The sequence below is a fragment of the Agarivorans sp. Z349TD_8 genome (assembly GCF_050870825.2).
In the GTDB taxonomy this organism is placed as follows: Bacteria; Pseudomonadota; Gammaproteobacteria; order Enterobacterales; family Celerinatantimonadaceae; genus Agarivorans.
In genome coordinates this window covers 4784532-4810713 of the sequence record NZ_CP194037.2, presented here as the reverse complement: position 1 = coordinate 4810713, position 26182 = coordinate 4784532, and the positions used below count along the sequence as shown (strand labels likewise).

General features: G+C 47.7%; 28 protein-coding genes. 18 read left to right on the top strand and 10 right to left on the bottom strand.

Annotated features, from left to right (window positions below):
* Position 1: 1 nt before the first annotated feature.
* The gene (locus ACRRS1_RS21760) at positions 2-622 is read right to left on the bottom strand and encodes a glutathione S-transferase family protein (RefSeq protein ID WP_432464039.1); all 621 of its coding nucleotides are present in this window, start codon (positions 620-622) and stop codon (positions 2-4) included.
* A gap of 104 nt (positions 623-726) precedes the next feature.
* On the opposite strand from ACRRS1_RS21760, the gene ACRRS1_RS21755 reads away from it, so the two are divergent.
* From ACRRS1_RS21755 to ACRRS1_RS21745, 3 genes are all read left to right on the top strand, one after another.
* Positions 727-1575 (top strand): LysR substrate-binding domain-containing protein, encoded by an 849-nt coding sequence (locus ACRRS1_RS21755; protein WP_432460469.1) that lies wholly within the window; start codon positions 727-729, stop codon positions 1573-1575.
* A 59-nt stretch (positions 1576-1634) separates the two neighbouring features.
* On the top strand, positions 1635-2582 hold the full coding sequence (locus tag ACRRS1_RS21750; RefSeq protein WP_432455425.1) for a chemotaxis protein: 948 nt from the start codon (positions 1635-1637) through the stop codon (positions 2580-2582).
* 74 nt (positions 2583-2656) lie between these two features.
* Positions 2657-3112 (top strand): hypothetical protein, encoded by a 456-nt coding sequence (locus ACRRS1_RS21745; protein WP_432468756.1) that lies wholly within the window; start codon positions 2657-2659, stop codon positions 3110-3112.
* On the opposite strand, the gene ACRRS1_RS21740 is transcribed toward ACRRS1_RS21745, so the two are convergent.
* Entirely contained in the window at positions 3107-4207 is a 1101-nt protein-coding gene (locus ACRRS1_RS21740) for an ISAs1 family transposase (RefSeq protein ID WP_432452595.1), read from the bottom strand. The two genes, ACRRS1_RS21745 and ACRRS1_RS21740, sit on opposite strands and share 6 nt — an antisense overlap.
* 122 nt (positions 4208-4329) lie before the next feature.
* Here ACRRS1_RS21740 and ACRRS1_RS21735 point away from each other — a divergent pair, with 122 nt between their 5' ends.
* The 7 genes from ACRRS1_RS21735 (at position 4330) to ACRRS1_RS21705 (ending at position 8962) form a co-directional block, all read left to right on the top strand.
* Positions 4330-4602 (top strand): hypothetical protein, encoded by a 273-nt coding sequence (locus ACRRS1_RS21735; protein ID WP_432468757.1) that lies wholly within the window; start codon positions 4330-4332, stop codon positions 4600-4602.
* Between the two features lie 69 nt (positions 4603-4671).
* Positions 4672-5493, top strand: a complete 822-nt coding sequence (locus ACRRS1_RS21730; RefSeq protein WP_432455427.1) for a DUF2797 domain-containing protein — start codon at positions 4672-4674, stop codon at positions 5491-5493.
* Positions 5494-5528: 35 nt separating this feature from the next.
* Positions 5529-5819, top strand: a complete 291-nt coding sequence (locus ACRRS1_RS21725) for a hypothetical protein (protein ID WP_432455428.1) — start codon at positions 5529-5531, stop codon at positions 5817-5819.
* 40 nt (positions 5820-5859) lie between these two features.
* Entirely contained in the window at positions 5860-6537 is a 678-nt protein-coding gene (locus tag ACRRS1_RS21720; protein ID WP_432468758.1) for a ZrgA family zinc uptake protein, read from the top strand.
* A 1-nt stretch (position 6538) separates the two neighbouring features.
* Positions 6539-7255, top strand: a complete 717-nt coding sequence (locus ACRRS1_RS21715; RefSeq protein WP_432455430.1) for an ABC transporter ATP-binding protein — start codon at positions 6539-6541, stop codon at positions 7253-7255.
* Positions 7242-8468 (top strand): ABC transporter permease, encoded by a 1227-nt coding sequence (locus ACRRS1_RS21710; RefSeq protein ID WP_432455431.1) that lies wholly within the window; start codon positions 7242-7244, stop codon positions 8466-8468. The genes ACRRS1_RS21715 and ACRRS1_RS21710 overlap by 14 nt, the downstream gene beginning before the upstream one ends.
* A 14-nt stretch (positions 8469-8482) precedes the next feature.
* A complete protein-coding gene (locus tag ACRRS1_RS21705; protein WP_432455432.1) occupies positions 8483-8962 on the top strand; it encodes a DUF3299 domain-containing protein in 480 nt (159 codons plus the stop codon).
* Here ACRRS1_RS21705 and ACRRS1_RS21700 read toward each other — a convergent pair.
* Both ACRRS1_RS21700 and ACRRS1_RS21695 read right to left on the bottom strand, forming a co-directional pair.
* Complete coding sequence (locus ACRRS1_RS21700) at positions 8959-9204, bottom strand: DUF6868 family protein (protein ID WP_432455433.1); 246 nt, start codon at positions 9202-9204, stop codon at positions 8959-8961. The genes ACRRS1_RS21705 and ACRRS1_RS21700 overlap by 4 nt on opposite strands.
* A 244-nt stretch (positions 9205-9448) precedes the next feature.
* Positions 9449-10507 (bottom strand): DUF2914 domain-containing protein, encoded by a 1059-nt coding sequence (locus ACRRS1_RS21695; RefSeq protein WP_432468759.1) that lies wholly within the window; start codon positions 10505-10507, stop codon positions 9449-9451.
* 367 nt (positions 10508-10874) lie between these two features.
* On the opposite strand from ACRRS1_RS21695, the gene ACRRS1_RS21690 reads away from it, so the two are divergent.
* The 3 genes from ACRRS1_RS21690 (at position 10875) to ACRRS1_RS21680 (ending at position 13545) form a co-directional block, all read left to right on the top strand.
* Positions 10875-11135 carry a hypothetical protein gene (locus tag ACRRS1_RS21690; RefSeq protein WP_432455435.1) on the top strand — a complete coding sequence of 87 codons (261 nt, stop codon included), beginning with the start codon at positions 10875-10877 and terminating at the stop codon, positions 11133-11135.
* 371 nt (positions 11136-11506) lie between these two features.
* Entirely contained in the window at positions 11507-12253 is a 747-nt protein-coding gene (locus tag ACRRS1_RS21685; protein ID WP_432468760.1) for a gamma-glutamyl-gamma-aminobutyrate hydrolase family protein, read from the top strand.
* A gap of 14 nt (positions 12254-12267) precedes the next feature.
* A complete protein-coding gene (locus ACRRS1_RS21680) occupies positions 12268-13545 on the top strand; it encodes an NAD(P)/FAD-dependent oxidoreductase (protein WP_432455437.1) in 1278 nt (425 codons plus the stop codon).
* 143 nt (positions 13546-13688) lie between these two features.
* Here the strand turns inward: ACRRS1_RS21680 and ACRRS1_RS21675 are convergent, their stop codons facing one another.
* The gene (locus ACRRS1_RS21675) at positions 13689-14699 is read right to left on the bottom strand and encodes a substrate-binding domain-containing protein (protein WP_432455438.1); all 1011 of its coding nucleotides are present in this window, start codon (positions 14697-14699) and stop codon (positions 13689-13691) included.
* A gap of 451 nt (positions 14700-15150) precedes the next feature.
* Here ACRRS1_RS21675 and hemB point away from each other — a divergent pair, with 451 nt between their 5' ends.
* Together hemB and ACRRS1_RS21665 are read left to right on the top strand one after the other, a co-directional pair.
* The gene (gene hemB / locus ACRRS1_RS21670; protein ID WP_439033362.1) at positions 15151-16119 is read left to right on the top strand and encodes a porphobilinogen synthase; all 969 of its coding nucleotides are present in this window, start codon (positions 15151-15153) and stop codon (positions 16117-16119) included.
* A gap of 46 nt (positions 16120-16165) precedes the next feature.
* On the top strand, positions 16166-17476 hold the full coding sequence (locus tag ACRRS1_RS21665; protein ID WP_432468761.1) for a hypothetical protein: 1311 nt from the start codon (positions 16166-16168) through the stop codon (positions 17474-17476).
* On the opposite strand, the gene ACRRS1_RS21660 is transcribed toward ACRRS1_RS21665, so the two are convergent.
* From ACRRS1_RS21660 to rhlB, 5 genes are all read right to left on the bottom strand, one after another.
* Positions 17473-18372, bottom strand: coding sequence for an EamA family transporter (locus ACRRS1_RS21660; RefSeq protein ID WP_432468762.1), 900 nt, complete (start codon positions 18370-18372; stop codon positions 17473-17475). The genes ACRRS1_RS21665 and ACRRS1_RS21660 overlap by 4 nt on opposite strands.
* 88 nt (positions 18373-18460) lie before the next feature.
* The gene (gene purK / locus ACRRS1_RS21655) at positions 18461-19537 is read right to left on the bottom strand and encodes a 5-(carboxyamino)imidazole ribonucleotide synthase (RefSeq protein WP_432460455.1); all 1077 of its coding nucleotides are present in this window, start codon (positions 19535-19537) and stop codon (positions 18461-18463) included.
* Positions 19538-19550: 13 nt separating this feature from the next.
* On the bottom strand, positions 19551-20048 hold the full coding sequence (gene purE / locus ACRRS1_RS21650) for a 5-(carboxyamino)imidazole ribonucleotide mutase (RefSeq protein WP_432460454.1): 498 nt from the start codon (positions 20046-20048) through the stop codon (positions 19551-19553).
* A 391-nt stretch (positions 20049-20439) separates the two neighbouring features.
* Positions 20440-21933, bottom strand: a complete 1494-nt coding sequence (gppA, locus tag ACRRS1_RS21645) for a guanosine-5'-triphosphate,3'-diphosphate diphosphatase (protein WP_432455444.1) — start codon at positions 21931-21933, stop codon at positions 20440-20442.
* A gap of 14 nt (positions 21934-21947) precedes the next feature.
* Complete coding sequence (rhlB, locus tag ACRRS1_RS21640) at positions 21948-23243, bottom strand: ATP-dependent RNA helicase RhlB (RefSeq protein WP_432455445.1); 1296 nt, start codon at positions 23241-23243, stop codon at positions 21948-21950.
* 194 nt (positions 23244-23437) lie between these two features.
* On the opposite strand from rhlB, the gene trxA reads away from it, so the two are divergent.
* The 3 genes from trxA (at position 23438) to ACRRS1_RS21625 (ending at position 26171) form a co-directional block, all read left to right on the top strand.
* A complete protein-coding gene (trxA, locus tag ACRRS1_RS21635) occupies positions 23438-23764 on the top strand; it encodes a thioredoxin TrxA (protein ID WP_432455446.1) in 327 nt (108 codons plus the stop codon).
* A 200-nt stretch (positions 23765-23964) separates the two neighbouring features.
* Positions 23965-25230, top strand: a complete 1266-nt coding sequence (gene rho / locus ACRRS1_RS21630) for a transcription termination factor Rho (RefSeq protein WP_432455447.1) — start codon at positions 23965-23967, stop codon at positions 25228-25230.
* 38 nt (positions 25231-25268) lie between these two features.
* A complete protein-coding gene (locus ACRRS1_RS21625; RefSeq protein WP_432464029.1) occupies positions 25269-26171 on the top strand; it encodes a hypothetical protein in 903 nt (300 codons plus the stop codon).
* The last annotated feature ends 11 nt before the right edge of the window (positions 26172-26182 follow it).

Below are 26182 nucleotides of genomic sequence, written 5' to 3'. Positions count from 1 at the left end.
CTTACGGCTTGAGTCGCGCAGAATCATCGGTGATGTCCACATAGTTTGTGGTTTGTGTAATGGCATAGCACCAAGCTTGAATCGCAGGAAAGGTGGACAAGTCAAATTCAGCTTCTTCGGCCACATGGGTATAAGCATATAGCGCGATGTCGGCGATGCTGAATTGCTCGCCCACAAAATAACGATGCTCGCTTAAGTGTTGCTCCATGACCTTTAAGGCGGCATAGCCTGCCGCTTTTTTATCGGCCCATTGTGCTTGGCGTTGTTGATTCATCCCTGCATGGCCTAACCAGAATCGCAACGTCGCGATATTTGGCTCATGGCTATATTGTTCAAAGTTCATCCAGCGTAGTACTTGGCTTTGCTGCCACAATTCCTCAGGCCAATAGGGTGTTCCTTGAGCAAGGTAATACAAGATGGCATTTGATTCGGTTAAACTGCGGCCATCGTCGAACTCTAACACTGGGATCTTACCGTTAGCGTTAAGTTTTAGAAATGCTTCGGTGTGGGTCTCCCCCTGTACAATGTCGTAGCACTTTAGTTGATAATCTTGGCCGAGCAGGCTCAGTAATAATCTAATTTTATAGCCATTTCCCGATGGCAAATAATCGTGCAATATCATGTTATTTCCTTGTTGTGTGGCTTAGGATGAGTGTCGCAAGTTGCTTGTGTAATGAATAACGATTATTTTTGATGGCACTGATAAATGCTGTTGATGGGTTGAAGATGGATATTGATGCGCTGCGTAGTTTAGTGGCAATCATGGACACTGGCAGTTTTACGCGAGCGGCCAGCCAGACTTTTCGTACGCAGTCGGCGATTAGTGCACAAATGAAAAAGCTGCAGCAAGAGAGTGATCGTCCTTTGTTTGAAAAAGAGGGCCGCGGCTTGGTTTTGACTCTCGCGGGGCAGGCCTTGGCCAGTTATGCTCGACGTATTGTCAGCTTGCACGATTTGGCGCTGAAGGAGCTAAAAGAACCGCAGACGCAGGTGGAATTACGATTGGGTTGTCCAGACGATTACAGCCGATCGGTGATGCCGTTACTGGTTCAGCTATTACAACAACAGATCCCTAATGTATGTTTACGTTTGAGTTCTGCCCCAAGTTATCGCTTACGCCAGCAGTTGGATCAGGGTGAACTGGATATAGCGGTGTTAACTCGTACGCCAAATAGCGATGAAGGTTATCTATTGCGTCATGATCAAGGAGTTTGGGTGAGTTCAGCTGAAATTAACCCTCATCTTCAAAGTCCCTTGGCGATAGCACTTTACGAAGCGGATTGTAAGTTTCATCGTAGTGCCATCGACGGTTTAGATAAGGCTGAGATACCCTATCGACTGATTGCAACTAGCGCCAATCACAGTGGTTTATATGGTTTGGTGGCGCAGGGGTTGGCAGTTGCAACGATGGCTCGTTCTAGCAAAGGAGATTTGTTAGAATTGTGCGCTAAAACAATGCCGTCATTACCAGCAATTGATATTGTAGTCGTTTGCGCTACTCAACCACACTTAGTTTGTAGTAACGCTATAATCAAACAAGTATGTGAGCAGTTTCGACTGGCCGACCAAGGTTGAAGGGTTAGGCTCAGCGCTTAAATTTTATTGTTCATGAATCAAATTACGAAGGATGTCTTATGAGCAGCGCCACCAGTCAAACCCAAGGTTTGTTGCATTTTCGGTTGTCGTTAAATCAACTATTTGCAATTGGTACTTTGAAAGTGCGTGAGATCGTTCCCTATACACGTCTTACCGCCCTGCCACAGTCTCATCCATTTGTGTTGGGATCTGCTTCATTGCGCGGTCAAACCATCTCGGTGGTAGATATGGCGGCTGCAGTGGGGTATCGGCCAATTACCGAAGAAGAACGAGCCAGCTGCTCAATTATTATTACCGATGTGAGCCGCCAAACTATTGGCTTTTTAGTGCGCGGGATTGAACGTATTACCGAATGTCGCTGGCGTGACATTGATCCACCGCCTAGCTCTTTAGGTAAAGATGCATTTGTAACAGGGGTCACTCGGGTCGATGATAAATTGGTTCAGTTGCTCGACATTGAAAAGCTGATTGCTACGGTGTTCCCTGATGATGAAGATCGGATCCGAGTTTCTGTGAGCTTACCTGATCAAGCCATCTTGAGTCAGTTGCGGATCTTATTAGTGGACGATTCTGCAACTGCGCGTAAGCAGCTGTCGAGCGCTTTGGATAGTATCGAAATTGACTACCAAATGGCCAGTGATGGCGCGACCGCGCTGAAGATGATGCAACAGGCAGCGGTAAGCAAACAAGCGATTGATATCCTAGTGAGTGATATTGAAATGCCGGGTTTAGATGGCTATGAATTAACCTTTGAAGTTCGCAGTGATCCACAAGTTGCCGATGCCTATATTATTTTGCATACTTCGTTGTCCAGCGAGATTAGTGTTGATCGTGCCCACCAAGTCGGTGCCGATGAGGCCTTAACTAAGTTTGATGCAGGTGAGCTTATTGATGCGATGTTACGCGGTGCTGATCGGGTCTCCGACGATGATACACCAAGTTCTTTGGCGAAAAAGAATGGGCTCCTTGAAGGCATGGGATTCTAAACCAAAGCTTACTAGACAGACTGAATAATAACCTTCATATTAAAGGGCGGTTTGTGGTTCCTTTGCTAAGCTAAATGAGAGAGCTTAGCGGGGATGTGGTGCGGATCTTATTGATTCTGTTATGTTGCTGGTGGTCGGTGTCGCTGGCGGCGGTGCATTCAATTAATATTGCGACTGGTGAATGGACTAATTACGCCCATCGTGACGGCACGGGCTATTATTTTAGCTTATTACAACGAATTTTTCCGGATACATCGATATCCCCTCATTTTGTGCCTTTCCCTCGTAGCATTGCTTTATTAGATCATCAGCTTGTTGATATTGCTCTCGGTGGTTCCAGTGATGATTTTTCATCGGCCTATTGTTCTCTGTATGCGGTTGAAGTCGATCGAGTTGATATGCTGACAACATCACAATTTGCAGGCTCTTATCAAAGCAATCAGGACTTAGTGGGTAAAAAAGTGATCTCTCGTTTGGGTTACAATTGGGGGGAGCTATCAGGGCGGGAGCATACTTTGATGGATTTATAACCCAAAGAAGACTCGTGCCCGATAATCGTCGCTCCATCCCGCTTTCTTCAACTTCACTTTGTGACTTGGCGCTCCACAATCGCATTGTTTGAGCATGTTCATCACAAAACGTCTAAATAGAGCTATGTTTTCCACCGCTCCGTCTAAAGTAATGCGAGAGTTATCCTCTTTAAAAACAACATCTAATACGTAATGCTGGCTGTTTTCAATTCGCCAATGCTGACGAATATAGTGGCCTAACAATTTGTGATTCGGTGACATTGAGCTTATGTAATACGAGGTATCTACAGTGCCTTTCCCATTTATCACGCGGTGGCGTTCCACTGCTATGATGCTTCTTACCGTTGGCCATTTCTTTGCTAACTCTTCGGGCAACTTGGCCTTTAGTTGAAAGACGTATCGCTCTTCGCTACGACCATGGTGTTTTTCTTTAATTTCAGTGACGACCTTCTCTTTACCAGCATCAAAGACGGCTTGAAACTGCTCAACAACAGCCGCTCTCAACTTTGGTTGGTTGTTTTTTACTTGAACGACAACATGAGCCTTCTTTTCTGCGATTTTCTCTAGTGTATCGCGCTGACAATGTAGAGCATCAACGGTGACAACACTGCCTTTTACGTTAATAACATCAAGCATTTGGCGCACAACGCTAATCTCGCCGTTCTTGTTCGCTGTCGGTTTCTGACTCAGAACGAGACCACGTTCAGTATCATAGGCTGTAACCAATTGTAATGCTGTTTTCTTGTTATTTCGGTACGAGCCACGCAGTACTTTTCCGTCAAATGCGATGATGGCTCTGTTTTGACTCGTTCGCTGCTCGTTAATCCACAGAGCTAATGCCTCAAGCAAAGACTCCGCGACAACAGAACGCAAAATGCGTGCAATCGTGTGTCGTCTTGGGATCCCGTGTTCAAATGGTCTATATTTCCTCAGCCAGCCCAACTTCTCTTCTCCATAATATTCAATGTCTTGCCAGCCTTCACATCCTGATGCGATAGCACTGATAACAAGGAAAATTACGTCAATAAGGTCATGCTTTTGATTGATGTCAGATCGAGTATCCTCGACGACTGATAAATGTTCAATTATGTTCAAAATAACTATGTAGCTTAGGGTTTAGAGGTATTAGATCATATCTGTTAACAAAGTGCGATCCCGCCCTGGGGGAGCTATTACCTCGCGGGGTTGTTTATCGAGAGTATTCTAATTTAGTTCAGATGCTAAATTTACTTAATTTGGGCCGAGTGGATGCCGTGATCGAGTATCGAGAAGACATAGAACTGCTATTGACCAAAATGCCAAAGCCTTCAAATTTTATTTTTATTGATAGTGTGTTAGAGAATAATTCTCAGTTTTGTTTTGTCGCGAATGAAAAAGGGCGTGACTTACTAAAACTTTTTGATTTAGGCATGAGTCAGTTGATCGCCAATGGAGAATTACGACAATTGATGATAGAGCTGCTCGGCAGTGATGAGAACTACCCTTACTAAGCTCGCTACACAAAGCCTTCACTTTGCATTACACTGCTCAACCTTTGAGCCAATCTGAGTACTTCTGAAATGCAGGGCCACTTATCAAAAATGCGCGGCGTATTGGCCGAGCAGATACAATATTATTTGCCGTTAGGCGAACAAGAATTACACCTAAATCCCCTGATTGGTAAGCCTCTCGCGTTTGAATTCACTGGGAAAATTCAGTGTCGAAATTGCGGTAAGGGCACTAAGAAGAGTTACTCGCAAGGCCACTGTTTTGTATGTATGCGTAAATTGGCCAGCTGTGACATGTGCATTATGAAGCCGGAAACCTGTCACTATGCTGCAGGGACTTGCCGTGAGCCGGAGTGGGGCGAAAATAATTGTATGATCCCGCACTATGTTTATTTAGCCAATACCTCTGGGCTGAAGGTGGGAATTACTCGGCATAATCAAATTCCCACACGTTGGATCGATCAAGGTGCGACTCAGGCTTTGGCTATTTTCCAAGTGGCGACTCGCCAGTTATCAGGTTTAGTGGAAGTTGAATTAGCCAAATTAGTGGCCGATAAAACCAATTGGCGTACGATGTTGAAAGGAAACGCGAGTCGATTAGACTTGTTTGCCGAACGAGAGCGTTTATTACCGCAGATTAGCAACGTTCTTAGCGACTTGGCCGAGCGTTATGGACTCGATTCAATCACCGCCTTGAATGACCAGCCGATGACGGAGTTAAGTTATCCGGTTGAACAATTCCCGAGTAAAATAAGTAGTTTTAACTTAGATAAAAATCCATTAGTTACAGGAATATTACAAGGAATTAAAGGTCAGTATTTAATCTTTAACAATGGCGTGATAAATATAAGAAAGTATAGTTCTTATGAAATTAAGCTTCTCGATGGCATTTAAGCTTGTCGAGAAGCGAAGGAATACAAGGTAGAGTGATGCGTATTCGTCGTTGGCAGCAAAGGGTTTCTTGGCTACTGATCCTGTCAGTTTTTGCCTTTGCCTTCGTCTGGGGCGAACACCAAGTCGAGAAACTCAACCCGCATCATTCCGAGCATCACTGCCCGCTATGTTTTCACCTTGGCCAATTATCGACAGCAATTTGTAGTAGTGCTCTATTTATCGCCTTTGCGGTGGTTGGCATTACTTATCAAACGGTAAACTATCGTTATACTTGGCTGCATACCCTACGCGCAATTGCGCGCGCGCCACCTGTTCTATGGTACTAATTTAATAACATTTATTTTTAGTTAACCATGGATATATACAATGAAATTAAGATCTGTTTTGTTAGCAGGCTTTGGCCTGTTGAGTGGCGTGACGTATGCGCAATCTGCCCACCAGCACGGTGTTGCTGAATTATTTTTTGCTGCCGGTGATGAAGAATTGGCGATTGAAATTCATTCGCCTGCGGATAATTTATTAGGTTTTGAGCACGCCCCTGTCACAGCGGCGGAACAACAGGCTTTAGCTGCGGCTAAGCTGCAAATTGAAAATGCTCCGCAACTGTTCAGTTTTAATGGCGGCGATTGCGAATTAGAAAGCTTGAGTCAAGAGTGGGGGGCTTTGCAGCAAAGTGACCACGAGCACGAACATGAAGCGGCGGATCATGAGCATGAGCACGAACATGAAGCGGCGGATCACGAGCATGAGCACGAACATGAAGCGGCGGATCACGAGCATGAGCACGAACATGACGCGGCGGATCATGAGCACGAGCACGAACATGAAGCGGCGGATCATGACCATGACCACGAACACAGTGGTCATCAGGATGTGACTTTCAGTTATCATTTTCACTGTCACCAGTTATCGGAGTTGCAAAGCTTTAATTTGCACTGGTTTGAGCGCTTCCCTCGGATGCAGAAAATTCTGGTTCAAGGCGCTAGCGATCGCGGTCAAATTGCGATTGAGGTGACTGCAGAGCAACACAAGGTAGCCCTATAAGATGCCTGAATCTGCTTCTCTATTGTGTTTAGATGAGGTGGTATTTGCTTGGCCGGGTGAGACTCACCCGGCTATCCATATTCCCCATTTAAGCATTGCGCCTGCGAGTCATACCTTTATTCATGGGCCTAGCGGCTGTGGGAAATCGACCTTGCTGAGTTTGATTGCTGGAGTGATTAGCCCTCAACAAGGCCAGTTGCGATTTATGGGTCAAGACTGCGATAGCCTCAGTTCTGCGGGTCGAGATCAATTACGAGCTGATCATATCGGTTATGTGTTTCAGCAGTTCAATTTGTTGCCTTACTTATCAGTTTTGGAAAACGTAGCCTTAGCCTGCCAGTTTTCGAAGTTGCGCAAACAGCGCGCTTTAAGCCGTTCTTCCAGCGTTATCGAAGAAGCACGACGCTTATTGTCCCACCTGCAATTGCCCGACAAACAATTACATCAAGCGGTGGGCCAATTGAGTATCGGTCAGCAGCAACGGGTGGCAGCGGCACGAGCGATGATTGGTTCACCAGCCTTAATCATTGCCGATGAACCCACTTCGGCGCTTGATAAAGTGAATCGAGAACATTTCATGAACTTGTTGATGGCTGAGTTAGAGCACTGTGATAGCAGCCTGTTATTGGTGAGTCATGATCATGATTTAGCGCAGCGTTTTACTCAAGTCGTTGACTTGCCTGCGGTTAATTTAGGAGGTCGACATGAGTCTGCTTAATTTAGCTTGGCATAGCCTTTGGGCGAGGCGTGGGACGGTATTGCTGAGCTTGCTCACCATTGCCTTAAGTGTGGCCCTGTTGCTGGGGGTCGAGAATTTACGAACTCAGGCCAAGTCCAGCTTTGCATCGACCATCTCTGGCACTGACTTGATCGTGGGTGCTCGCAGTGGCCCCACCCAATTGTTGTTGTATTCGGTATTTCGTATTGGTAATGCTACCAATAATATATCTTGGCAAAGTTACTTAGATATCCAACAAAATGCCTCAGTCAAGTGGGCGATCCCCATCTCTCTGGGCGATTCCCACCGGGGCTATCGCGTGATGGGCACCAGTAATAGTTTTTTTGAACACTATCAATATGCCAATAAGCAAGCCTTGAAATTTAAGCAAGGCGGTGAATTGAGCAATACTTATGATGTGGTATTAGGGGCCGAGGTTGCTAGAAAGCTGGGGTATCGGCTGGGGGATAAAATTGTCGTCGCGCATGGCATTGCCGCGGTGAGTTTTGTGAATCACGAGCAATTTCCTTTTGTGGTGAGTGGCATTTTACAAGCCACGGGGACGCCAGTCGATCGCACCGTGATTACTTCTTTGGCTGGCATCGAAGCGATCCATTTGCCCGCGCAAAAACAGCCTTTTACCAAACAACAACTAACGCCTTCCAGTATTACTGCGATGATGCTCGGCACCAAATCCAAGTTGCAAATATTTAGTCTGCAACGGCAAATCAATCAGTCGAAACAAGAGGCTTTACTCGCGATCTTGCCTGGTGTGGCTTTGCAAGAGTTATGGGGTATTTTAAGCATCGCCGAGACGGCCTTACTTGCGGTCTCGATTTGTGTGGTGATCACTGGCTTAATGAGCATGTTAACCACCTTGATGGTTAGTCTAAAAGAGCGCCGCCGTGAAATGGCGATCTTACGCTCGGTGGGCGCGAAGCCAAGGCATATTTTCACCTTATTATTGATCGAAGCGCTGTTACTGAGTGTGCTGGGGTCCTTGCTGGGTTTGGTAAGTATGTATGGATTATTAGCGCTGGCGAAGCCGATTTTACTCAATCAGTTTGGCTTTTATATGGTACTCAGCTGGCCGACTTTACAACAAGCTTACTTGTTGCTGCTAGTGATGGGAGTTGGTTTTATCGCTGGGCTGTTACCGGCATGGCGCGCTTATCGTTATTCACTCAGCGATGGCATGAGTATTAAAATTTAGTCAGGAGCAACAACATGAGAATATACCATTGGCTTATTGCTGGCCTGTTATTGAGTAGCGCTGCGTATGGCGAAGACATTGATGTTTGGGAGCAATTAATTCCCGAGAGTGAGCGACAAGCTGCTCCCGCAGCGATTGACCATAATGCGCCTTTAGATCAGCCGGTTCAGCAGAACTTAAACGTGAGTGTAAATAAGGCCTTGGATGGCAAAACGCTGCGTATTCCTGGATTTATTGTGCCTCTAGAGAGTGATGGTGAGTTGATCAAAGCATTCTTATTGGTGCCTTATTTCGGCGCTTGTTTACATTATCCACCACCACCACCGAACCAGATTGTTTATGTCACTTACAAGCAAGGAGTGCAGCTGGAAGATATCTGGGATCCGGTGTGGGTCGAAGGTACCATTCATACCAAAATTCAGGATGTAGAAGGGGTGGCCACGGTCGGTTATTCGATCAGTGAGCCGCAATCGATAGTGCTGTATAGCGACTAATCTAAAACGATACCTAAGGCGATGTAAGGCACGATATAAAAGGCGATGATGGCGACTTTATAGAGTGCCAAGCCTAGGTAGTGAAAACGGTCAAATTTTTCGACACTAAGCTTAAACCACTTGGCATGCAGCTGATAAGTCCAATCGTGGGCAAGGGTTAAAAAAGCAAACCAATAAATAAGTACTGCGATGTTGATCACTGCACCCCAGCCGAGGGCACTACGTATGAGCGCTAGTTCCATTGTTCGTCCTGTCCGTTGACTCTGTTATTAATTTAATCAGCACTTTCAGGAAGTGCAAGCTTATAACAAATCCTTTTATGAACAGTTGCTTTAGCTCGCTTTAAAGGAAGACCTGAATTTTTAGTTGTTTTTCAATATTAACAACGAGTTAATATGATAAGTATTGGCCTTCATTGACTCACTTTGGGTTTCAATCGAAGGATGCATTAAACCATCGAATGAAAGTGGCCGATAGCTGGTGTGATTATGGTCCTACCATGAAGTCTTGCTCGTAGAGTAATTTCTGTTGTGCAAATACCACTACTTGCCATTGTCCCAGACTGAATGAGTCAAAGCGTTTACTGGCCTTGGTGCGCCAACGCTGCCCGCCAATGGCCAAGTTTACCGTGGCTTGCAATTGCTGCTGATGATACCAGCGTACCTCAAGCGTTTGCCCTTGCATATTCAAGAGCTCCAGAAATAAGAAAATTTGTTGCTGCTGGGCCAGCGAGACGCCTCGCACTTGATCGATGGGCTCGCGAGCGCGGATGCCGTTGGTGAGTTGGCCGCGTTTGACTCGTAGATCGACAATCTGAGGGCCGGGCATTGGTATCTGGCTTGGACTCAGGTTTGCGCGAAGCCGTTTGTCTGACTGCGGCCGTGGCGGTGTGCCAGCCGTAGCTGGTGGGTGCTCAGCGTGGGTCAGCGGTGGGGTTGTCGGCTCGTCGCTTGGCGCTTGCTTTGCTCGCAGTGCTAAATCTGCTGTCTCGCTCGCAGGGGCCTCTGGCTGGGGTGGCATTTGTCCTGTTGCAGCAGACGGCTTGCCGGTTGCTCGCTGGCTGGTGCTTGGCGCTGGTGTTACAACGACTGGCGGAGCTGCGGCATGCTCATGATTTATCTCGGCAAGGCTGGCTGGGTTATCTGGATTTAATTTGAGTTGTGGTGAGACGCTTTCGAGCTGAACCGACGCTTGTGGCGCGGATTCGGATGTTCGCTCAGTGAGGCTTGCTGCTGCGCTAACCTGCTGACTATTGGCAGAAGATGGTGGTGTGGCCGCTGACTTGAGATCTTGCTGGCTACCTTCTTGGTTTGGCCTTTGAATGAGTGCCGTGCTCGCCGCTCCGGCATGCGCCTCGGGCGCACGAGGCCAATATCGATAAATCAGCGTGCATATCAGTAACAGCAGTGCCACCAGTACCACGAAGGCGGCGAATATCTTACGTAAATCGAAGGGCGGTTTGGGGGTCAGGACCTTGTGAGCTTGATTTTGAGCTGGCGTAGCCGAAGCGCCAATACTGATGGTGATACTGACTTGTTCTGTCATCGTTGAGAAGAGCCTCTTGCTCGTGGTATTTCGCCAGCTAATTCTACCTTGTAATGCTTTAGGTCGCTATTGATTGGCTCGCGGACTGTGTGATTAATAGCATGATTTGTGGCCTTAAGTGCAGGGCTTATGGATGCTTGGCCGCAGAACTATAGCGCTAAGGCCCAGCCATTAGGGATGACGGAGATATGCATTGAAGGACCAAATGTACCATGAAAAAAATATTCAGCTGACTGATGGGCTTAGGCCTGAACGCCTGTGCAAGTTTAAACTCTGCTCAACTTCTCTTACTGGCAACCGGTAGCGGGCACTTAGCAACTCAAAATTTGCGGGATGCAAGTGAGAGTGAAACCGAGGACTCTCGTACTTGGTGACGAGTTGCCAGTATGGTATTGACCGTTTAGGCGATGAATGGGTGACGCCCAATAAAGTTGATTACTTGGCGCGCAGCATTAGCCAACAATTGCCTGATAGCAAACAGTTAACCGTTACTCATTTTGTCACTTATCTGAATATGCAATATTGGCTCCGAGCAGGAAACATATTTCGAGGCCCGATTTGGGAGTTGGTGGAATGTGATCAGCATACCGATGAATTTATCAACTATACGCAAGCCGAGAACCCATAGTGACAGCCGATTATTATCCAAACGCTTAAGGGGAATATTGACGGTGTCAGCTTTTCACAGCGCATGCTCGCTTTTCCTGAATGTCCCGATGGTGGCGACACTTGTGTTGGCTGGGATGCGCGCGTATGCGGTTAAAAAAGTCGTACTGGGTTTAAGCCACTCGGTTATTGAGGCACATAAGCAGCAAGTCTCGTTGACGCCATAAGCCTAGATGCTGGTGTTTGTTTTGAATGGCTGAGGGCTCAATTTCGTCTCAGTCGGAGCATGGAACTTCGCACGCCAAATTATCATTTGTTAAATATAATTTACATTTAATCTATTTCGTGGCAGTTTGTAGCTAAATATTGAATGAATACTGAACGGAGTGCGCAGTGGAAGCGAATCAAAAACAAGCTTTAATCGGAGTGATTTGTTGCCATAAACAACAGGACGCCTATCAAATACAAAGCGTCAATGAGTTTTATCTAAATGCCTTAGCCGCGTATGGCGCGGGTGCAATTTTACTGCCCCATCATTTAAGTGCGTCGGCCTTAAATCGCGTGCTGAGTCAACTGGATGGGGTCTTGCTGACTGGTAGTCACTCTAATGTTGATCCGCAACTTTATGCGGCCAGCCATCATGAACCAAGGCTCGACCCGGGGCGCGATCGTTTAGCCTTTGCTATTGTTGACTACTCTCGGCAGCAGGGCTTGCCAGTGTTTGGTATTTGTCGTGGCTTCCAGGAAATGAATGTTGCGCTGGGGGGGAGTTTGCATCACCAGGTCTACCTGCGGGAAGGAGCAATTGAGCATCGTGAGCCAGAAACTAAAGACTTCGCAGTAAAGTATGCCAGCCAGCATCCCCTCAAATTAAATCCACAAGGTAAGCTGGCGCAATGGCTCGACACTGAGCAAATTGAGGTTAATTCTTTACATAATCAAGGCATTGACCAGTTGGCCGAGGGTTTACAGCTGGAGGCAATTGCCGAAGACGGTCTGATCGAAGCCTATTGCTTAGCTGAGCACCCGTTTTTTTATGCGGTGCAATGGCATCCCGAGTGGCAAGCGGCGCAAAATCCCTTGTCGCAGGTCCTATTTAGTCAGTTCGTGGCGGCAGCAGAACGGCATCAGCAAGCCTGATTTAAGGAGATCCTATGCAACAACATACCGATTCTTACTATGCAGCAACGGCTAATCATTCGCGCCAGTTTGCTCAGTTACAACGGGATATTCGCTGTGACGTTTGCATCATTGGCGCAGGATTTAGTGGCTTGTCTTCGGCCCTGCATCTTGCCGAGAAAGGCTTCCATGTGGTGGTGCTAGAAGCTGCTCGGGTCGGCTTTGGCGCGACTGGCCGTAATGGCGGACAAATTGTGAATAGCTATAGCCGCGATGTGGATGTCATTGAACAGCGCTATGATCAAAAAACCGCTCAGGCCCTGAATGAGATGATTTTTGAAGGCGGCGAAATTATTCGTTCCCGTATTCAGGACTACCAAATTGCCTGTGATTATCAACAAGGTGGGGTATTCGCGGCCTATAACGCCAAGCAATTGAGAGGCTTAATTGAACAAAAAGCCAATTGGGAACGCTTTGGTAACCATCAACTGGAACTTCTGGATAAAGCGCAGTTAGCTCAGGTGGTGGGGACCGAGGCCTATGTGGGCGGTTTATTAGACAGGAAGGGCGGGCATATTCATCCTTTGAATCTTGCTTTAGGTGAGGCTGAAGCCCTATTAAGTTTGGGCGGTGAAATATACGAGCAGTCGCCAGTAATATCTTATCAAAGGGGGGAAGTCACTAAGGTGTTGACCACACATGGCAGCGTGAGTGCCAATTATCTGTTATTTGCGGGCAATGCTTACCTCGGGGAATTAGAGCCTAAACTCAGTGATAAGGCGATTCGGTGTGGCACTCAGGTGGTGGCGACTGAACCGCTGAGTGAAGCGCAGTGTCAGCAATTACTGCCGCAAAATTACTGCGTGGAAGACTGCAATTATTTGTTGGATTATTATCGGCTGACCGCCGATCGACGCTTATTGTTTGGTGGCGGTGTGGTATATGGCGCCAAGCCTTTGGCTTCTATCGAGCGGCAAATACGCCCCAAGTTTGAAGCTTTATTTCCGCAGTTGCGTGGGCTTAAAATTGACTATGCGTGGACCGGTAACTTCTTACTGACCTATTCACGGATGCCACAATTCGGTCGCTTAGACAGCAATATTTATTATCTACAGGGTTACAGTGGCCATGGCCTGAGTTGTACCCACTTAGCGGGTAAACTATTGGCAGAAGTGCTGAGCGAACAAGCGCAGCGTTTTGATGTGTTTGCCTCGCTGAGCCACTACCGTTTTCCTGGCGGTCGTCATTTACAGGTACCGTTTACTGCCTTGGGCGCGGTTTACTATAATCTGCGTGACAAATTAGGGATCTAAGCGTGGTTAGCCTGCACTGTTTTCTTGGCAGTCGTCACTTATTGGTGAAGGCTGCCGTTTACTGCCTTCGCCAGGGTTTACTATCATCTGCGAGAAAATTAGGGATTTAAGCGTGGTTAGCCACGTTAGTTGCCGAGTTCGAGCTAAGTTTGGTTTGTCCGGGGTGGCGCAACCGAGTCTCGTTTGACGAGGGTTGGTACGTACTTGTGTAAGTCTGCGACATTCTCGCCATTGGCCAACGCTAGCGACATTTCGGCCGCTTCCATTGCCATCATCTCGATCGGATAGCGCATGGTAGTAAGCTTGGGGCGTAGATAGCGGGACAGTAAGACATCATCGAAACCAATCACCGATATATCCTCGGGGACTCGATAGCCGTTATCGCATAATACGCTGATCACGCCCGAAGCCATCGCATCGTTATAGACGATCACGGCGCTCAAATCTAAACCACGAGCTAACAGGTTCTGAGCGGCGATTTCACCGCCGATTTCATTGGGTTCTGCCGTGGCAATTGCATGCTCTGCTAAGGGCGTGTTGCTTTCGGCAAGAATACTTTTTACCCCTTCAAGACGAAGTCGAGGATCTTCAATATCGTAGTTACTGCTGATACAGGCGATATTGCGATGACCCAAAGACAATAAATGACGTGCCGCAGCTTCACCGCCAGCCTGATTGTCTAACCAGACACAGCGATGGGCAATTTCTGGAATGAATCGGTTAATCAGTACCATTGCGGGAATAGCGTTGGCGTAGTCGATGAGCGTTTGGTTACTCAAGGCCTTGGCATGAACCACCAATGCTTGGCAACGCTGTTCTAAAAGCGTTTCGATGGCCTGCTTCTCGGTCTCGGCACTGACTAAACCATTGCTGATCAACAGCTGGATGTTATGGTTACGGGTGATTTTTTCTACGCCACCAGCCAAGGTAGCAAAAAATGGATCGGTTAATTCACTAAAGACCAAACCTAGTGTGGGGTTGGTTTGGGTGACTAGCGCTCGGGCATTGGCATTGGGTCGATAGCCTAATTCGAGCATCACTTTTTTTACTAACTCACGATTTTTGGCGCTCACCTTGGGTCCATTGTTGACCACCCGTGAAACCGTGGCAACAGAAACACCGGCTGCGGCGGCGACGTCTTTAATAGTGGCCATTTGTACTCCAAAAATAACTGAATAACGAAGGCTGCTCTTCGTTACAAAGCATCGCCAAATACCAAATATAAGTCGTAGCTGCTCATATTTGCGGTCAATTTAGCAAATTATTCTTTTTAGTGGAAACGTTTTCCCAATAGTTCGCGATCAGGATCTGCAATTCACTCGCGGGTGTGTCGATTTAGTGAACCATTTTTATTATTGCATATCTTAATTAAGGTCGGTGTAGGATGTGTGACCCGCACAACTTCGATTCAGATTTATCGAGTAAACTACGCAGGATGGTCGATTTATCTTTCTTGAAGACGTTTGCTATTGCTGGCTAAGCATTGCTGATTGTAAATGCAATCCATACTTGCCGAACGGCTAAGTTGGGCTTAAAGTAACGCTTGATCATCAGAGCAAATAGGAGTGCTGAGTGAGCGTATCAAGAGTCTTTCCCGCTACCCGGATGCGTCGTCTTCGACGCCATGAATTTTCCCGCCGTTTAGTGGCAGAAAATCAACTAACGGTTGATGATTTGATTTACCCGATGTTTGTTATCGAGGGTGAAAATCAAACCGAGGCGGTGGCGTCGATGCCCGGCGTACAGCGATTTACGATTGATTTATTATTAAAAGAGGCCGAGCAGCTGGTGGCTCTGGGGGTGCCGATGGTAGCACTATTTCCGGTGACGCCACTGGCGCAGAAGTCGCTGCTGGCGGAGCAGGCTTATGCCGAAGATGGCATAGCGCAACGAGCGATTGTCGCCTTGAAGGCGGCCTTTCCCGAGCTGGGAGTGATGATCGATGTGGCGCTTGATCCGTTCACCACTCATGGACAAGACGGGATCATTGATTCGCAGGGCTATGTGCAAAATGACATTACCACTGAAGTTTTAGTCAAGCAGGCGCTTTCCCAAGCCGCCGCGGGGGCTGATGTGGTGGCACCTTCGGATATGATGGATGGACGAATTGGGGCAATCCGCGAAGCCTTGGAAGAAGCGGGTTACCACAACACCATGATCATGGCTTATTCTGCTAAATATGCCTCGGGTTACTATGGCCCGTTCCGCGATGCACTCGGTAGCGCCAGCAACTTAAAAGGTGGTAATAAGAAGACCTATCAAATGGATCCCGCCAATACTCAGGAAGCCTTGCACGAAGTAGCGCTGGATATCGAGGAAGGTGCCGACATGGTGATGGTGAAGCCGGGCATGCCCTATCTTGATGTGGTGCGTCAGGTGAAGGATACTTTTTCGCTGCCCACCTTTGCTTATCAGGTGAGTGGTGAATACGCCATGCATAAGGCTGCTTTTGCCAATGGCTGGTTGGAGGAGCGTCCAGTGGTTTTGGAATCTTTGCTGGCCTTTAAGCGCGCTGGTGCCGATGGTATTTTAACTTATTTTGCCAAAGATGTGGCCCAATGGTTAGCCGAATAGGCTGCCGCAGCCCAGCTTTTACCTTGGGCAAAGCTGGGTAGCTTAAATGACCGTCTTGGCGAAGCTGCTGGCCTGGGGATTAAGCTTATTGCTGCTGGTAGCGTTGAGTGGTTTGCTTGGCTTGAAGTTGGCCCTGTCAACACTGGCTAGCGTTCCTGCTCCACCAGCGCCGAGCCCACAGCAAGTGGCGGATGTTAAGCATTTATTGCAAGAGAATATGCAGCGACTCGGCGATGCCAGCCAGCCAGTTGATATTTTGTTATCTTCACAGCAACTGCAGGCGCTAAGCCGATTAAGCTCACGTGCTTTTAGCCAGATCAATGTTGAGACACAACTTCAAGCAGAACAATTGCGACTGCGGGCAACGATTACTCTACCCGCACAGTGGTTTGGCCGTTATTTGAATCTTCAAGTTAGTCTGCTCCCATCCAGCCAAGGTTTGCAATTGGCTGAGCTAACTCTAGGGGACTTAAGCTTGCCTGCACAGCCAGTGTTTGTGGCTTTATTGTGGCTAAGTGAGCGCTACTTTCCTGAGCTGCCTTTGAAGGCGCTAGTCAGTCACATGAGTGTCCCGCAGATTGATCAGCATGCATTGCGCTTACAGGTGACTGCACAGGCGAATGTTCGCCAAACGCTCATCAAGGCCTATCAATCATTCAGTCAATGGCAACAACCACAAACCATTGGCCTGCCAATTGCCTACTACTATCATAAGTTGGCCTTGTTAGGTCAGCAGTATGCGGGGCAGATGGAGGTTTCATTGTTTGATTATCTCTATCCTTTAAGCTTTGACGTCGCCTTGCGCGGGCAGAGAGGTTCGCTGTTAGTCGAGCAACAAGCGATGATTTGGGCGGTAAGCCTGTTTTTTAGTGAAGGAAGCTTGCGAAGTTTATTGCTGAAACGTTTTTCGCTTGAGCTGCCGTTTGTGCCTGCGCCCAGTAATGTTCGTTTAGCGGGACGCCGTGATTTGCTATTGCACTTTAGCTATTCGGCAGGCCTGCGGATGGCGGCAGAGCAAGGTTTTAGTGCCTCGATAGGGGAATTTAAAGAGCTATTTGATTCTGTGGCTGGTGGCAGTGGCTTTAGTTTTGCTGATTTGGCGGCCGATTTTACCGGCATTCAGTTTGCGCAAACGGCTACTAGCTTAGCCAAGACTCAAGCATTTTTGCAGGCAATGCGCCAAGCCAGCGCCGAGCAAGATTTATTTCCTCGGGTCGATGACTTAAGCGAGGGACTCAGCGAACAACAATTCCTGAAAATTTATCAGTCGAGTGATTCTGCACTATATCAGCAGCAGGTATTTTTTATTCGGCAGCGGATCGCCCATTTGCCGGTGTTTTCGGTAGCCAATCACTAGCCAAAAATCAGTAAACTACTACCTACCACACACAGTGCGGCGCTCGCCCATGCCGAATAGGTGGGGGCTTGTTTGGTGTAGATCCAGAGTAGCGGCAAGACTAAGATTGGCGAGCTGGAGGACAAGAGCGCCACCACAGAAACATCGCCATTGCGTAGCGCAAACAGCATCAGGGTCATGCCTACTGCCATGGCGAGAAAACCATTGCTGGCAATCATCATAAATAATCTTGGGGTGAGTGGCTTATGGGCGCGCGCCAGTTTATAGGCTGCAAAGTATAACAACATATGCGCAGTAAAAGCGCTGAGCATCCGTAGCGTTGAGGCGGCGATGGGGTCGACCGGGTGGGCCGCGCTGGCGCTTAATAGCGGCTTTAGCATCACGGTGCCGATGCTTTGACAAAGCGCCGCACTCAAACCCAGCAATAGCGCGATACTCACCGGACCATTGATCTTTTCCCAGCTATGTTGATTGGCTTTACGGCCGAAGCTTACCGCCAGAATAACCCCGAGAAATAAACTTGCAGCCCCCACTAAGGGCCAACCCGATAGCTGTTCGTTAAATAAGTAAACTCCTAAGAAAGCGGAAAAAGCGGCATGGCAGGCAAATAATAGGCTGGCCCGACGCGGCCCGAGTCGATTCATACAGGCAAACAGGGCGGTGTCACCAACAAATACCCCAATAAATCCCGAGAGGGCAAACAAGGCTGCTTGTTCGAAGCTGATGTTCTGCCAGTTGTTATTAACTAAAGTTGCAGTGGCCAACATTAGGCTGACTAAACCCATCCGCCAGCGACTATAGGCGAAGGCGCCAAGTTGACGGCTGGGAGTGACCGAAATTAAGCTGGTGAGGGCCCATAGGGCCGCTGCTAATAGCGCGAGCCATTCGTAGCTCAAGGAGCTTACTCCAGAAATCTTGTAATATTCAATGAACCCAAGCCTTGTGGCGAAGCTGCTAGCGCAGCCACAAGGCTTAGTTCGTGCTTTAGTCGAGGTGACCGATTAACCAGGCGATGGCATCACTATAGACCGGGCTCATCAGCGGTTGTAGTTGGGCGAGGCTGTTGAGTAGCTGCTGGCGCTCGGCGATACTGATGTTGATATGGCCGACTTTTCGTCCGGGACGAACCTCTTTGCCATACCAGAATATTTCTACGCCCGGTACGCTGAGCCAGCGTTGGTCATAGTCGACACCGATTAGGTTAAGCATCACGCTTTGAGTTTTCACCAACGGCTGCACTAAGGGTAAGTTGGCGACAGCACGCAAATGCGCTTCAAACTGGCTTAAGCTTGCTCCTGCCTGGGTCCAATGGCCGCTGTTGTGGACCCGCGGCGCAATTTCGTTGATTAACAGTTGTTGTCCCACTTGGAAGCATTCCATGGTCATTACGCCAACATAATTTAAGGCTTCCATGAGCTTGCCCAGCATCGCTTCGGCTTGGCTTTGCAGCGGTGCTTTACTGGCGACAGGTGAAACGGTGGCTAATAAAATGCCTTGATGATGCTGATTAATCGCTAGTGGGTAGAAGGCCGTCTCGCCGTTGGCATGACGCATGCCGATTAATGAGACTTCTTCTTCGAAATTGATTGCCTGTTCGGCAATACAATGATCTAACCAAGTTTGCGGAATCGCGCGTTGCTCAGCGTTGCCTTGTTGTTTTAACCAATGTTGGCCCTTTCCATCGTAACCACCTGAGCGCTGTTTGAGTAACACTCGTTCGCCTAATTCAGCGAACAGTTGCTCGGCACTATGCTGTGTTTTCACATCGACCCAAGGCGCGGTCGCCAAAGAGAGCGAATCGAGTAGACGTTTCTGGCTGGCTCGGTCGGCTAATTGCGCCAGAGCGGGGCCATTTAAAAATCGTGGATGTTGGGTGAGTTGTTCGGTGGCAGGCGTGACAGGCCAATGTTCCCGCTCAACGGTGACCACGTCGTCATCGCCAATGGCAAATTGCTCAAGCTCGTCGGTCTCCACCGGACGAACTTCCAGACAAAGTGGTTGGGCGGCATGTTTGAGCATGGCGCCAAGTTGGCCTGCGCCGAGGATCCAAATTTTGTTCATTCTGTTAACCTAACTACTCGGCGATACGTGGGTCGGGGTGCGCCAATACCGATTCGGTTTGCGCGGTGCGGAATGCTTCGATGCGTTGCGCTAGTTGAGGATCGGTGGTTGCTAAAATTTGGGCCGCCAAGAGACCTGCGTTATAGGCTCCTGCGGTACCGATAGCTAAGGTGCCAACGGCGACGCCCTTAGGCATTTGAGCGATTGACAGCAGGCTATCCATACCGCTAAGCGCCTTACTTTGTACGGGCACACCAAGTACTGGAAGACGGGTTTTGGAAGCGATCATGCCGGGCAAGTGCGCTGCTCCGCCTGCCCCACCGATGATGACGCGAATACCCCGTTCAGCTGCATTGGCTGAAAAACTCATTAATTTGTCGGGAGTGCGGTGCGCTGAAACCACTTCCACTTCAAATTCTACGCCTAGTTGGCTCAGTATTTCGGCGGCGTTTTCCATGGTTGGCCAATCACTTTTGGATCCCATGACGATGGCAACGAGTGGTTGTGGCATTGTATTCTCCTCGACTTAATAGCACAGTGGTAACACGTTTTTTGAGACAACGATCTAAATGTTGCTGGTTTGCGGCGCATAGTGCCAGCCTCATCGGCTTAGGTCAATATTAGCGCAGTACTTGTAGTGATATTCGTTGGGTAAAGAAGAATGTTTAGGTGAGCTTAGCTTTGCTGACCATCTGATCGGATTGCCGGAGCACTAAAGCTTGAGTTGATCTCGGGATTCGGTCTTATGATTCCGCTATCTATAGTGCTGAGTACATCGAGGGAAGCCACGCTTCAGTCGGTGCTATCTTGCCGGTAGGCAAACAAGTAGAAGGGGCTTGCTTAAAATCAATGCTGGCTGCCTTTTAAGCACTCTCAGCTTAACCTACAGCATGTAACGAATTTTAACAGAGCGCCTCAATTACCCGCAATGGATAACCAACTTCGCTTTGTACTTTGGCTTCTAGTTCTAGTTCTGCTGCGCGTAAGGGGTGTTGCTCACTCCAGGTGGGAGGAAAACAAAGTTGCCAGTCATTTTCATTCTGTAACAAGCTGATGTTTGGTACGCTACCTTCGGTGCGACGCATACAGACGATGATAGCGATCCGCAGCATACGGGTTAATATCAGGGCTTCTGGTTTTTCTAAAGCATGTTGTTGGCTTAATAGCTGGGCTTGCCACTGACCTCGCTGATTGAGCATTAGGCTGGAGACAAAATGCTTTTGAGCGCTAGTAAAGCCGGGTAAATCAGAATGATCGATAATATAAGCTGCATGCTCGGGGGCTTTTTTAAATTCGATATTCAAGCCAACCTCATGAAACATAGCTGCCCACTTTAATAAGCTTAAAGCTCGATCGCTGAGACGAGGAGTAACTTGTTGGCAAAGCGTAATCGCACAATGAGCGACTCGCTCTGCTTGTTGTACATCGATGTGATGGCGTTTGATGAAGCTTTCAGCGGTGCGTGCGCGGACGCTACTGGTTTCTTGTTGACTCAGTAGACCATAGACTAAACCCTCGCGTAGTGCGCCGCCCGCGAGGGTGAGTCCTTCAATTTGCAAGCTTTCGAACAAGGCGATTAAAATTGCTAATCCAGATGCAAATACTGGTTTACGTTCTTCGTTGAGCCCCTCGATATTGAGTGTTTCAAGTTTGCCACAAGCGATCACTTGTTGTTGAATCGCTTTCAGTTTGGGATAGGTGATCCGTTCATCGAGGCCTTGAGCGGTGATAATTTCTAATACGGCTTGAATGGTGCCAGAGGCTCCTAAAGCGCTTTTCCAACCGAGACGTCGATAATCACTGAGTACCGGCTCAATCACTGCTTTGGCTGCTTCAATGGCTTGGGCGAAGTTACCCTCACTCAGTGAGTCTGAAAAATAACGCTTCAGCCAGGTGACACAGCCCATATCGAGGCTATTTAATAGCCGAGTTTCGCTTTGTTCACCAATCACTAATTCGGTACTTGCCCCTCCAATATCGATCACCAAACGTTTACCATGGCCGCCGCTGGTGTGAGCCACTCCACGGTAAATGATTTTGGCTTCGGTTTCACCGCTAATGATATTGATTTTATTTGCGAGTATTTTTTCTGCTTGAGTTAAAAATACTTGGGCGTTGACGGCCTTACGCAGGGCTGCGGTGGCCACAATTTTGATCTGTTGTTCGGGGATATCGCGTAATTGCTCAGAAAATAAACTCAGGCATTGCCAACCGCGGACCATCGCTGCCTGATCGAGTTGATTATTTTTATCTAAGCCTTCAGCGAGTCGAACCTTTCGCTTAACCTTGGCAATGGTCTGTACGCAGCCACTGAGCTCCCGCACGATTAACATGTGGAAGCTGTTAGAACCTAAATCAATGGCTGCATAGAGGGGCGAAGATTTTGACTCGTTCATCCTTGAGCGCTCAGTTATGAGTGGCGACTGCGTCTTGGTTTGGAGTGGCCGCTACTGCTACTTCGATTACTTCCCCGTGCGCCGCCGCGACTATTGACACTTTTAGGTCGATGAACTCGCTGGGCTCGCGGTAAATCGCGTAGTAAAGCTTCACTGTCATATTGACTCAATGGCACCGGATGTTTGATGTACTCTTCGATCGCCGGTAAGTTGAAAACATATTCTTCACAGGCCAGGCTAATCGCGTGACCACTTAAACCGGCACGCCCAGTTCGACCAATGCGGTGAACGTAATCTTCTGCGTCGTCGGGAAGATCGTAATTAAATACGTGGGTTACCGAGGGAATATGTAGGCCTCGTGCGGCGACATCGGTGGCAACTAAGATGTCTAATTTACCATCGGTAAATTGTTCAAGTATTTGTACCCGCTTACGCTGTGGTACATCTCCGGTTAACAAACCAACGCGGTGTTGGTCGGCAACCAAGTGTCCCCAAATGTCTTCGCAGCGGTGTTTGGTATTGGCGAAAATAATCGCCCGTTCAGGCCATTCTTCTTCGATTAAGGTTTGTAGTAATGCCATTTTGTCGTCATTGGACGGGTAAAACAGCTCTTCCTGGATGCGTACGCCAGTCATTTGTTCTGGCTCTACAATCACGTGTTCCGGTTCGTTCATGTGTTCAAAGGCAAGCTCTTTCACCTTAAATGAAAGGGTAGCCGAAAACAGCATGTTCAGGCGCAGCTTGGGCTCTGGCATGCGGCGCATTAAATAACGAATATCTTTAATGAAACCGAGATCGAACATGCGGTCGGCTTCATCTAGTACCATGGCTTGTAGACTATTGAGGCTAAAGGCACCTTGTTTGAAATAGTCAATCATCCGACCGGTGGTGCCGATCAGGATATCAACACCTTCATCAAGGGTTGCCCGTTGACTGGCATAACCTTCACCCCCATACACTAAACCCAATTTTAAGCCAGTTGCTTTGGCTAATAAACGGGCATCGTTGTGAATTTGAATTGCTAATTCACGGGTGGGCGCTAAGATTAAGGCGCGTGGTTGATTTTGTTGGCGACCTTCAGGCACTGGCGTGGTTAGCAAGTGGTTAAAGGTGGCAACTAAAAAGGCTAAGGTTTTCCCCGTACCGGTTTGTGCTTGGCCCGCAATATCCTTGCCTTTCAGCAGGATCGGTAGACTTTGCGCTTGGATAGGGGTGCAATTGTGATAGCCGTGCTGTTCTAAGGCTTCTAATACCCCAGCGTCTAGCTCTAAGTCGGCGAATCGTAGTTCAGTTAAGTGTGCTTTGCTCATGGCGTAAGCATATCACAGCTATCTGGCACTACCAGCACCACATTTACTTTTATTGTGCTGGTGATTTACTTATGTTAATTGGTAGTAGCTTAGATTGCCTTGGAATGAGCTTGGGCTTGCATTCATTAGTCGGATCATTTCAAATAGTCGGGTACATTATCTATATAGATAGCAGAGAATATTTGGAGTAATACATGAGCGACAAATTAGTTCAGCTGAGTGACGATAGTTTCGAGGCAGACGTACTAAATGCAAGCACACCTGTATTAGTAGACTTTTGGGCTGAATGGTGTGGACCGTGCAAAATGATTGCACCGATCCTCGATGAAGTTGCTGAAGAATACGCAGGCAAAGTTACCGTAGGTAAGTTGAATATTGATCAAAATGCGGCGACTCCGCCCAAGTTTGGTATTCGCGGGATCCCTACTTTATTGTTATTTAAAGATGGCAAAGTGGCTGCGACTAAAGTTGGTGCGCTGTCTAAAGCACAATTAACAGCGTTTTTAGACGAAAACCTGTAGTAACTATGTGAGCAGGTCGACATTCGTTGCCTGCTTTTGCTGGATCTTTCTTCACAATAGTGCTAATTTTACTTTCGAATTTTCCTACGCCTGTTATTTAAGGCTATCTCTTGGCCGACTGAACAGTCGAGTAAGCATCTCTACTATATCTAACTCACTCTGCCGTCAGTCTATTTCGACAAAACTGAATACTCACCATTATGAATTTAACTGAGCTAAAAAATACCCCGGTCCATGAACTGATTACGCTAGGCGAATCGATGGGCTTAGAAAATCTGGCCCGTCTGCGTAAGCAAGATATTATCTTCTCGATCCTCAAGGCTCACGCGAAAAGCGGGGAAGCCATTTTTGGACATGGTGTTCTCGAAATTCTGCAGGATGGCTTTGGCTTTTTGCGCAGTGCAGACAGTTCTTACCTGGCTGGCCCTGATGATATTTACGTTTCGCCTAGCCAAATTCGCCGTTTTAACCTGCGAACTGGTGATACCGTGGAAGGTAAGATTCGACCGCCGAAAGAAGGTGAGCGTTATTTTGCTTTGCTAAAGATTGGTCAAGTAAACCACGATAAACCTGAAAACTCTCGTAACAAAATCCTCTTTGAAAACCTTACGCCTTTACATGCCACTAAACGGATGCGCATGGAACGCGGTAATGGTTCCACAGAAGATATTACTGCACGAGTTTTAGATTTGGCCTCTCCGATAGGGAAAGGGCAGCGTGGTTTGATTGTTGCGCCTCCTAAAGCGGGTAAAACCATGTTGCTGCAAAATATTGCACAAAATGTGGCTTTTAATCATCCCGAGTGTGAGCTGATTGTGTTGTTGATCGATGAGCGTCCAGAAGAAGTTACCGAGATGCGACGCTTGGTTCGCGGAGAAGTGATTGCTTCTACCTTTGATGAACCTGCAAGCCGTCATGTACAGGTTGCCGATATGGTGATTGAGAAAGCCAAGCGTTTGGTTGAGCACAAGAAAGACGTGATTATTCTGCTTGATTCTATCACTCGTTTAGCGCGAGCCTACAATACCGTGATTCCTTCTTCAGGCAAGGTACTTACCGGTGGTGTGGATGCCAACGCGCTCCATCGTCCGAAGCGCTTCTTTGGTGCTGCGCGTAACGTTGAAGAAGGTGGCAGCTTAACTATTATTGCCACCGCCCTGGTTGATACCGGCTCAAAAATGGATGAAGTCATCTACGAAGAGTTTAAGGGTACCGGTAATATGGAATTACACTTAAGCCGTAAGATTGCCGAAAAACGTGTTTATCCAGCGATTGATATCAATCGTTCTGGTACTCGTCGTGAAGAGTTACTTGCTAGTGGTGATGAACTGCAGAAGATGTGGATCCTACGGAAGATTGTGCATCCAATGGACGAAACAGGCGCGATGGAGTTCTTGATTGATAAGCTCTCAATGTCTAAGACTAATGATGAGTTTTTCGATGCGATGAAAGCCCAGAAAAAATAGGCGTAAACTGGCCGCAACCGCGGCCAGTTTCATTTCCGATGATAAAACGCTTACTGTTTGTTTTAATCCTTAGTTACCCGCTACTTGCCCATGCCGAACAGCAAGGTCCGAATCCTCCTTCTTCAGCTATTCACCCTCAAGTACCGTTAACTATTTTACTTCGAAGCGTTGATGCTTTGATGCAAAATCAGCCCGCTTGGGTGATTGATTTATTACCTCAATTACTTCCTGAACATCGTGAAGCTTTATTGTATGAAAGCTTGCGTTATTTACATCAAAACCACCATGTACCCAATCAAACCTTAAAAAATTGGTTATTAAAGCTTGCTGCGGAGCGCCCGTTGACTCGAGAATCGGCGGTGATTGATGGTTACGAGGTGATTCGACCGACTTATGATTACCCAGCGCTAGCGCGTAGTCTTATTTTGAATCAGCTCTCCGCTGAGCGTTCACAATTCTACTTAAGTGAGTTATTACACGATCAATTTCAATGGTCTTTGGTATTCCGTAAGAACAATCCATTGTTGCTGGAACAGCAATTAGATTTGATCCGTGCCTTATCCCAGTTGGATGCTCCACAATTACTGCATGTTCGCAAAACGATGCCCAGCCAGTTGTATTTTCCGGATAATCACGTGGTGGTTGCTTTGGCCGTTGGTTCCGGTTCTAGCCAAGCGATTCGCGAGGTGCTAGGTTTACCGATGGATCAATACAGTGTGTCTTTATTAGAAAAGTTACGCACCCAATGGCCAGCGGAACAGGCTTTTGAGCTGTTGAAAGGTGCTGCCGAGAATCCTGAATTATTGTATTTCTCTTATAGTGCGATAGCTCGCTTAGGTCAGAATTACCCTCCAGCTGCGCAGTTCATTTTGACTCAGTATCGGGATCCTGAATATCAAGAACTCGCGGCAATGGTTATGATTGAAATGCAATCACAGTAGTGGGCCAGTTT